Source organism: Streptomyces sp. NPDC004561, from assembly GCF_053602155.1.
The window spans coordinates 1-6982 of record NZ_JBSGDB010000458.1; the positions used below are offsets into that span (position 1 = coordinate 1).

Annotated in this window: 5 protein-coding genes and 1 pseudogene; 2 read left to right on the forward strand and 4 right to left on the reverse strand. The window is 72.2% G+C overall.

The annotated features are described in order from the left end of the window. The first annotated feature begins 36 nt into the window (after positions 1-36). Together ACWEN3_RS37650 and ACWEN3_RS37655 are read left to right on the forward strand one after the other, a co-directional pair. Positions 37-459 (forward strand): hypothetical protein, encoded by a 423-nt coding sequence (locus ACWEN3_RS37650; RefSeq protein WP_452980588.1) that lies wholly within the window; start codon positions 37-39, stop codon positions 457-459. A 70-nt stretch (positions 460-529) separates the two neighbouring features. Further along, positions 530-1654 carry a hypothetical protein gene (locus tag ACWEN3_RS37655; RefSeq protein ID WP_452980591.1) on the forward strand — a complete coding sequence of 375 codons (1125 nt, stop codon included), beginning with the start codon at positions 530-532 and terminating at the stop codon, positions 1652-1654. A gap of 19 nt (positions 1655-1673) precedes the next feature. On the opposite strand, the pseudogene ACWEN3_RS37660 reads toward ACWEN3_RS37655, so the two are convergent. The 4 genes and pseudogenes from ACWEN3_RS37660 to mfd all read right to left on the reverse strand — a co-directional run. Continuing rightward, positions 1674-2417: pseudogene (locus ACWEN3_RS37660) on the reverse strand (N-acetyltransferase). Between the two features lie 37 nt (positions 2418-2454). Beyond that, positions 2455-3237 (reverse strand): HNH endonuclease family protein, encoded by a 783-nt coding sequence (locus tag ACWEN3_RS37665; protein ID WP_452980594.1) that lies wholly within the window; start codon positions 3235-3237, stop codon positions 2455-2457. Between the two features lie 7 nt (positions 3238-3244). Then, positions 3245-3379, reverse strand: a complete 135-nt coding sequence (locus tag ACWEN3_RS37670) for a hypothetical protein (protein WP_452980597.1) — start codon at positions 3377-3379, stop codon at positions 3245-3247. Between the two features lie 225 nt (positions 3380-3604). Next, positions 3605-6982, reverse strand: a 3378-nt coding sequence (mfd, locus tag ACWEN3_RS37675; protein ID WP_452980600.1) for a transcription-repair coupling factor, incomplete at its 5' end; no start/stop codon positions are given.

Below are 6982 nucleotides of genomic sequence, written 5' to 3' on the forward strand. Positions count from 1 at the left end.
CGACAAGGGCGTGCAGTTCCTCGACACTGAGCGGGGGTGTGCGGTCTGCCACGGGAGAGCCTCCTTCGGCGCCTTCGCGCTTCTTCGGCCGGGCCTCTCCTGGACCTGATCGACCGGGGTCTGCTGCACGAGATCGCCGGCCGGCTGCCCCGGTCGGAGCAGGCCGGCCGGAGCAGTGGCCGTGCGGCGCGCGAGTTCGCCAGGACGACCTTCCGCTCGGCCCTTCGCCAACTGGCCCTGCTCGCCGCGCTGGACGCGGGGCTGGTCCGGTTCGAGCTGTGCTGGGCGGGGCCGCCGGTGCGACGGGCGGCGCCCGAACGGTTCGCCGAGGCGCTGGAGGAGGCCCTGGACCACGCGGTCGCCGATCCGTCCCGCACGGCGCCCCTGCGCGCGCTGCTGACCAGCGGCGCCCGCACTCCGCTCGGCGGCACGGCACCCCCGGCCCCCACCCCGCTCTGACGGCTCCCCCTCTTCTGCCCCGAAGCCTCCCGGTCACCTCTTCTGGCGGCCACGACTCGAAAGACCCGGTATGAACGTCCTGATCGACATAGCCGGTGCCGGCGCGCTCGTCTACGCGGCCGTCACCATCCCCCGCAACGCCCGCAAGGCGCGCGCCGCCCGGGCGGAGGCGAAGGCCAAGGCGCCGGTCAACATCGATCCCGCCAAGTACGGTCTGGTGCCCGCGGCGCAGCTCGACGCCTCCCACGCGGGCCCCGATCCGGAGGCCGACGCCGTCGCGGAGGCCGCCCTCGCCGGTGACTGGCGGCGGGCCGCCGCCTATCTGGCCGGGGCGGGCCGCGACTGGGACCTGCGCTGGTACCGGCTCGGCATCCTCGCGCACGCCGCGGCCGAGGACGACAGCTGGCTCAAGGCGTGGCGGACCGAGCACCCCGGCGACCCGTCCGCCGCGCTCGTGCACGCCGACGCGCTCGCCGCCCTCGCGGGCAAGGTCCGCGGCGCCAAGGGGGCGAAGCACACCACGGCGGAGCAGTTCGAGGGCTTCCACCGGCTGCTTGCCGAGGCGATGCCCGCCTGCCACGAGGCCGCCCGGATGGCGCCCGAGGACCCCTGCCCCTGGATCGCGCAGATCACCGTCGCCCTGGGGCTCGGCTGGTCGCACGAGGACTTCCGGGCGCTGTGGGCCGAGATCATCGCGCGCGACCCGTACCACTTCGGTGCGCACACCAGCGCCCTGCAGTACTGGTGCGCCAAGTGGCGCGGTTCGCACGAGCTGATGTACGCGTTCGCCGAGCAGGCCGCGGCCTCCGCTCCGCGGGGCAGCCTGCTGCCCGTACTGCGTCTGTACGCGCTGTTCGAGCACGCGTTCAGGGAGCCCGACGAGCCCGTGTACGGCCAGCCGTTCGTCCAGTCGGCCATCGACGCCACCCTGGACGCCGTGGACCAGGTGCCGGCCGGGCACCACCGGCTGCCGCTGGTCCGGCATCTGCTGGCGAAGATGCTGTTCCAGAAGAAGCGGCACGCGGAGGCCGTGGAGCAGTTCCGGGCGATCGGCGGATACGTCGGCAGCGTGCCCTGGACGTACTCCGGCAACCCGGTCAAGGCCTTCGTCCACGCCCGCACCAACAGCTTCGTCGCCTGGGAGAAGGAGGGCTGCCCGGCTCCCGCGCCGCGCGGCCACTCCGCCGGGGCCTGACGGGCACCGGGCGCGGCGCCTACAGCGGGCGCCGCATCCAGACGTTGGGCTCGACGTGGACGGCGTACCCGCGTTCCGGTTCGCAGCGGACCGGGACGAGGGCGCCGGGCACCTCGATCTCGCCCGGCGTGTCGAAGGGCAGTCCGGTCCAGCGGCGCCACTCCTCCAGTGAGGCGCCCACGGTCATGGAGGCCGTGGCGATGGAGTCGATGGTGGCCCCGGCGCGGGCGTGGACGCGCAGCCAGGGATCGGCGGGCAGGCCGTCGGGGCGGACCCGGTGGGCGTACTCGCCGATCGGCGTGCGCGGTTCGCGGTGCTTGGCGCTGGGGCGGACGGGCGCGACGACCTCGTGGAAGCCGTGGGCGCGGGCGTTGTCCCGCATCGCCGAGAGCAGGAGCGCGGACAGGCCGTGGCCCTGGGCCTGCGGGGCGACGGTGACGGAGACGGCGCTCACGGTGTCCGGGCGGGTGCCTCGGCGCAGGTCGGCGAAGGCCCACAGCAGGATCTGGTCCCAGCCCCGGGCGGGCAGGGTGCCCCGGCCGCCGGCGCCGAGGGCGAACGGCACGCTGAAGGCGTGGGCGACGACCTCGCCGTGCGCGTCCTCGGCGAACAGCGCGTACTCGGGGAACTAGGTGGGGATGCGGCCGTAGTGGCCGGTGCCCACGGGGTCGTTGGTGACGAACTCCGGCCATGTGTCGGTCATTTCCAGCACCGCCGGCAGCCGGCCCGGCCGCTCGGCGATGCTGTGCACCTTGACGTCCATGGTGGTCAGTGCGCGCCGGGTGCGGCCCCCCTTTTCGTCAGGCGCCGCACTGCTTCAGCATCATCTGCTTGTCCGCGGCGGTCACCGGAAGGTCGTACTTCAGCGACACCTGGGCGAAGCGCACCACGTAGGAGCAGCGGATCTGCTTGCTCGGGGGCAGCCAGGTCGCGGGTCCCGAGTCGCTCTTGGCGCCGTTGGTGGGGCCGTCCACGGGAATCAGGTTGAGCGGGTCGTTGGCTATGTCCTCCCGCTTGCCCTCGGGCCAGTGCGAGGCGCCCATCTGCCAGTCGTAGGAGAGCGGCATGACGTGGTCTATCTGCACCATCGTGGCATGGGACTTGGTCCACAGGATGCTCTTGCCGGTGTACGGGTCGTGCAGCGTCATGGAGGCGACGATGCAGCCGGAGCCGGCCCGGAAGCGGACCTTCTCACCGTCGCGCTTCAGGAGGTCGTTTCGCGAGTCGCACCCGTTGTGCGAGAAGGGGATGCCTCCCGGGGCCGAGTCCATCCAGGCGTAGCCGAACCTGTCCCTCGCGTACCCCGTCTTCGGGCCGCGTCCCTTCGTGGCCACTTTCTGGATCAGCGAGCGTGCCTTCGCCTCGTCCGCGCCGGAAGTGATGGCCGCCAGCCCCGGCTTGGTGCCGTCCGGATTGTCCAGCGGGTTCACAGCCCGGCCGTTGCCCGCGGTCGAGACGGCGGAACCGGAGGATCCGCCGTCGGCAGGCGGAGCGACGTCCTTGCAGCCGGCGATCACGACTCCGGTGGCCACCAGTGCGGCGGACGCCAGGAGGACACGCCGGCTCCCGCCCCTGTGCCTCATGTGCCTTTCAGTGTGCATAGCGCACCGACCCCTCCATGAGCTGCGAAAGCCTTGCGATCACATCGCGCAGCAGGAGGGCGCCGGTGGGCGCGGCGACCGGCACGGCCACCGCGGTGACCGCCCCACTCCTCGGACGCGACACAGTGCGCCCCCTTGCTGCTCGCCCTGGTCCGTCCCGGGTGCGGGGCGGATCGTTCCGCCCCTACGGTAACTGCCCGTTCGCCGCCAGTAGATGGGCACCAAAGAGAGGATTCAGGGGCAAGCCGGGCGCACGTCGGCGCATGTGACGTCCCATGGAGGAGCGTGGCGCACTCCCGCGTGCGCCACGCTCATACCCCGCCGCACCGGAGTGCGCCGGGTACGGCGTCTACGACCCCAGGACCGTGGTGAGGAACTCGCCGACCCATGCCAGCAGTTCGCGGCCGACCAGCGGCTTGCCGCCGACCTTCGCGGTCTTGGGGCGGGGGATCAGGACCTGGTGGACGGCGGGCTTGATGACCGTGCCGGGGTACAGGCGCTTGACCCGCAGCTCCTGCGACTCGCGCAGGTCCACCGGGGCGAAGCGGATGTTGGCGCCCTGCAGGACGATCTCGCCGACACCGCACGCGCGCGCCAGCATCCGCAGGCCGGCCACCAGCAGCAGGTTCTCCACCGGCTCGGGCAACTTGCCGTAGCGGTCGGTGAGTTCCTCGCGGACGGCCTTGATGTCCTCCTCCGAGTTGGCGGAGGCGATGGCCCGGTAGGCCTGGAGGCGCAGCCGCTCGCCGGGGGCGTAGTCGTGCGGGACGTGGGCGTCGACGGGCAGCTCGATCTTGACCTCGAGCGGCGCCTCCTCCTCGACCTCGCCGGTCTCCAGCTGGCGCCGGTAGTCGGCGACGGCCTCGCCGACCATGCGGACGTACAGGTCGAAGCCGACGCCCGCGATGTGGCCGGACTGCTCGCCGCCCAGGAGGTTGCCCGCGCCGCGGATCTCCAGGTCCTTCATGGCGACGTACATGCCCGCGCCCATCTCGGTGTGCTGGGCGATGGTGGCCAGGCGCTCGTGGGCCGTCTCCGTCAGGGGCTTCTCCGGCGGGTACAGGAAGTAGGCGTAGCCGCGCTCCCTGCCGCGGCCGACGCGGCCGCGCAGCTGGTGCAGCTGGGACAGGCCGAAGGTGTCGCCGCGTTCCACGATGAGGGTGTTGGCGTTGGAGATGTCGATGCCGGACTCGACGATCGTCGTGGAGACGAGGACGTCGAACCTCTTCTCCCAGAAGTCGACGACGACCTGTTCCAGGGCCGCCTCCGACATCTGGCCGTGGGCGGTGGCGATGCGCGCCTCGGGGACGATGTCGCGCAGCCGGGCGGCGGCGCGGTCGATGGACTCGACCCGGTTGTGGATGTAGAAGACCTGGCCCTCGCGCAGCAGCTCGCGGCGGATGGCCGCGCCGATCTGCCGCTCCTCGTACGGCCCGACGAAGGTGAGCACCGGGTGGCGCTCCTCCGGCGGTGTGGTGATCGTCGACATCTCGCGGATGCCGGTGACGGCCATCTCCAGGGTTCTGGGGATCGGGGTCGCGGACATCGTCAGCACGTCGACGTTGGCGCGGAGCTTCTTCAGCTGCTCCTTGTGCTCGACGCCGAAGCGCTGCTCCTCGTCGACGATGACCAGGCCCAGGTCCTTGAACTTGGTCTCGGAGGAGAACAGCCGGTGGGTGCCGATGACGACGTCCACCGCGCCGTCCTTCAGTCCCTCCAGGACGGCCTTGGCCTCGGTGTCGGTCTGGAAGCGGGACAGCGCCTTCACGCTCACCGGGAACTGCCCGTACCGCTCGGAGAACGTCCCGAAGTGCTGCTGGACCAGCAGGGTCGTCGGCACGAGGACGGCGACCTGCTTGCCGTCCTGTACGGCCTTGAAGGCGGCCCGCACGGCGATCTCGGTCTTGCCGTAGCCGACGTCGCCGCAGACCAGGCGGTCCATGGGGACGGACTTCTCCATGTCCTCCTTGACCTCGGCGATGGTGGTGAGCTGGTCGGGGGTCTCCGCGTACGGGAAGGCGTCCTCCAGCTCGCGCTGCCAGGGCGTGTCCGCGCCGAAGGTGTGGCCCGGGGCGGCCATGCGCGCGCTGTACAGCCTGATCAGGTCGGCGGCGATCTCCTTGACCGCCTTCTTCGCGCGTGCCTTGGTCTTGGTCCAGTCGGCGCCGCCCAGGCGGTGCAGGGTGGGCGCCTCGCCGCCGACGTACTTGGTGATCTGCTCCAGCTGGTCGGTGGGGATGTACAGCCGGTCGCCGGGCTGGCCGCGCTTGGCGGGGGCGTACTCCACGACCAGGTACTCGCGGGTGGCGCCCTGGACGGTGCGCTGGACCATCTCGATGTACCGGCCGACGCCGTGCTGTTCGTGGACGATGTAGTCGCCCGGCTCCAGGGTGAGCGGGTCGATGGTCTTGCGGCGGCGGGCGGGCATCCGGGCGCCGTCGCGGCTCGCGGTGCGCTGGCCGGACAGGTCGGTCTCGGTCAGCACGGCGAGCCTGAGCCCCGGGTCGATGAAGCCGTACTCGATGCAGCCGCAGGAGACGTGCACCACCGACGGGCGGGGCTCGCCGAGGTCGGCGTCCAGGCGGGCCGCGATGCCCTCGTTGCCGAGCACCTCGACGGTGCGGGTGGCCGGGCCGTGGCCCTCGGTGACGAACACCGCGCGCCAGCCGTCGGCGAGCCAGCCCTTGGTGTCGGCGAGGGCCCTGGCGGTGTCGCCGCGGTAGGTCTCGGGGGCGTGCATGCCGAGCTTGAGGGTGTCCCCGTCGGGTTCCTCGTCGGCGGCGAACGGCGAGACGGACCACCACATCATGTCCAGCTCGCGGGCGCGGTCGCGGACGTCGGCGATGGACCACAGGGAGGCGGCGCCGACGTCGATGGGCGCCTCGCCGCCGCCGGCGGTGGCCGCCCAGGACGCCTGCAGGAACTCCTGGCTGGTCGCCACGAGGTCGGCGGCGCGGGTGCGGACCCGCTCCGGGTCGCAGACGACGGCCATCGCGCCCTTGGGCAGGACGTCGAGCAGCAGCTCCATGTCGTCGACGAGCACGGGGGCGAGGGACTCCATGCCCTCGACGGCGATGCCCTCGGCGATCCTGTTCAGCAGTTCGCCCAGCTCGGGGTGCTCCTCGGCGAGGGCACGCGCGCGTGCGCGGACGTCGTCGGTGAGCAGCAGCTCGCGGCAGGGGGGCGCCCACAGGCCGTGCTCGGCGATCTCCAGGGAGCGCTGGTCGGCGACCTTGAAGTAACGGATCTCCTCGACGTCGTCGCCCCAGAACTCGACGCGCAGGGGGTGTTCCTCGGTGGGCGGGAACACGTCCAGGATGCCGCCGCGTACAGCGAACTCGCCGCGCTTCTCCACCAGCTCCACGCGCGCGTAGGCGGCGGCCGCGAGGGCTTCCACGACGTCGTTCAGATCGGCGCTCCGGCCGGTCCTCAAGGACACCGGCTCCAGGTCGCCGAGGCCCTTGACCTGCGGCTGGAGCACGGAACGCACGGGTGCGACGACGACCGAGACGGGGCCGGTCCCGGGGTCGTCGGAGCTGGGGTGGGCGAGGCGGCGCAGCACGGCGAGACGGCGGCCGACGGTGTCGCTGCGGGGGCTGAGCCGCTCGTGCGGGAGGGTCTCCCAGGAGGGGTACTCCACGACGCCGTCGGGGGGCAGCAGGGCGTTCACGATCATCCCGGACCCGGTGTACATCTGGTACATCGACCCGTACGCGGCGGCCGCCTC

Bases quoted from the DNA above. Each gene is read 5' to 3' on its own strand.
- ACWEN3_RS37655 (WP_452980591.1), top strand. From the start codon at position 530: ATGAACGTCCTGATCGACATAGCCGGTGCCGGCGCGCTCGTCTACGCG.
- ACWEN3_RS37665 (WP_452980594.1), bottom strand. From the start codon at position 3,237: ATGAGGCACAGGGGCGGGAGCCGGCGTGTCCTCCTGGCGTCCGCCGCA.